At 52.0% G+C, this 1,465-nt stretch carries 2 protein-coding genes; one reads left to right on the forward strand and one right to left on the reverse strand.

Going from position 1 to position 1,465, the window contains the following annotated elements; translation table 11 throughout:
* Positions 1 to 227, forward strand: a 227-nt coding sequence (locus C0V97_RS17515; protein WP_148114973.1) for a tyrosine-type recombinase/integrase, incomplete at its 5' end; no start/stop codon positions are given.
* A 31-nt stretch (positions 228 to 258) separates the two neighbouring features.
* Here C0V97_RS17515 and C0V97_RS17520 read toward each other — a convergent pair.
* On the reverse strand, positions 259 to 1,465 hold a 1,207-nt coding region (locus tag C0V97_RS17520; protein WP_233582257.1), incomplete at its 5' end, for a Hint domain-containing protein.

A 1,465-nucleotide genomic window follows, 5' to 3' on the forward strand; every position in this document is an offset into this window, starting at 1 on the left:
CGTCAGGGCAGCGCTACACCAACGTCCCAGGCCGCTTCCGCGTGCTTCTGGCCAGCGCCATACCGCACAAAGCCCGCCACTTCCGCTGCCACGACCTGAGACACACCTACGCCATCCGTGCCCTGCAACAAGGCGCCTCGATCTATGATGTGTCCCAGCAACTCGGTCACAGCTCGGTCAAAACCACCGAGATCTACGCCGCCTGGTTGTCACGTCGGATTAGATGAGCGCGCCTGGGTCAGATAAGACGCGCGCAATTCAATGTAGAGAGTGTTCGCGTCTGAGTTCCACGAGGCGTTCGCAGTCATCCAACACCTCGATTGCAATCACTGCCTCTCTCATTGGCTCGGTGCGGTGGAGCTTGAGATAAGCTTCACCCACCGTCCATCGACACATATCGGTCTCATACGATGACCACCCATGCACATATTCATTCTCAAGATGGCTTGTCTGACTCGATGAGGAAGACGCCTCATACATAGTAATATTACCAACCAATAAGCCGAGTTTACGCCGATCTTCGATATGAACACCAATCATGTCGTATGGCCGTGCCACGCGTGAAACAAGCTTCAGAGTGTCAATATGAGATGGGACCTTGAAAGATGTCGTGCGGCCATTTGTACTGCGTTTCATAAGCTGCTGACCATCTGAGGTGAAAACCTCGAACGCGAGGGGAGCAAACTCGGTGTGCGTCGTCGATGACGTGTCTAACCCATATCTATTGCGTATCCCCATGATCTCCTTTGGCTCAGTACAGAGAGCCATTTGCCGCGCCGGACCCATATATGGAAAGAATTCGTTGTGCGTGACGATCATATTTCTGAAAACACTGCAAGCCGATTTACTGACCAAGCTTTCTACCGGCAGTCCATTGGCATCGATCACGTGATGATCGTGTAGGTCTATATGATAGTACTTATAGCTTATTATCGACATATCAAATGATATCTTCTTGCCATCCACAAGGCTTCTGGCCATCACTATTTTGCCGTCAAGCTGGATCGCATGATCCCCTGTCACCCAGAGATCCGCAAAAGGCTGGTTGTCACCTAACGCATCCTTTCTGATCACTACAGGATATCCTGCCATGTCAGGAAATTCATTACTGGACACCCGACAAAACCCGACAGAAAGAGCTTTAATCGGATGCCACTCTAACGTGCTCCCATTGAAAACTCCTATCCTGTCCTCAACGCATAGCGTCTCTACCGCACGATACCCCTTCTCCGTCAGAATCATTGAGCCAGCCAAGAAGCAGGGCATGTTAGCATGTGTGTTAGGGTCATATGGCCCAGGCGACGTCACACCACCCGCAATACGCTCGTAGGAAGCGCTCTCATTCCCAGCAAGATTCTCCAGTCGAAGTGATGTGCTGCTCCCCCCGAAAGACGGAAACGGCATTGTTCCAGGAACTGCGCCATTCTGGTTCGACCACCGCACTTGGGACGGATCTCCGACCTTG

This window comes from Asaia sp. W19 (genome assembly GCF_003994335.1).
Lineage (GTDB): Bacteria > Pseudomonadota > Alphaproteobacteria > Acetobacterales > Acetobacteraceae > Asaia.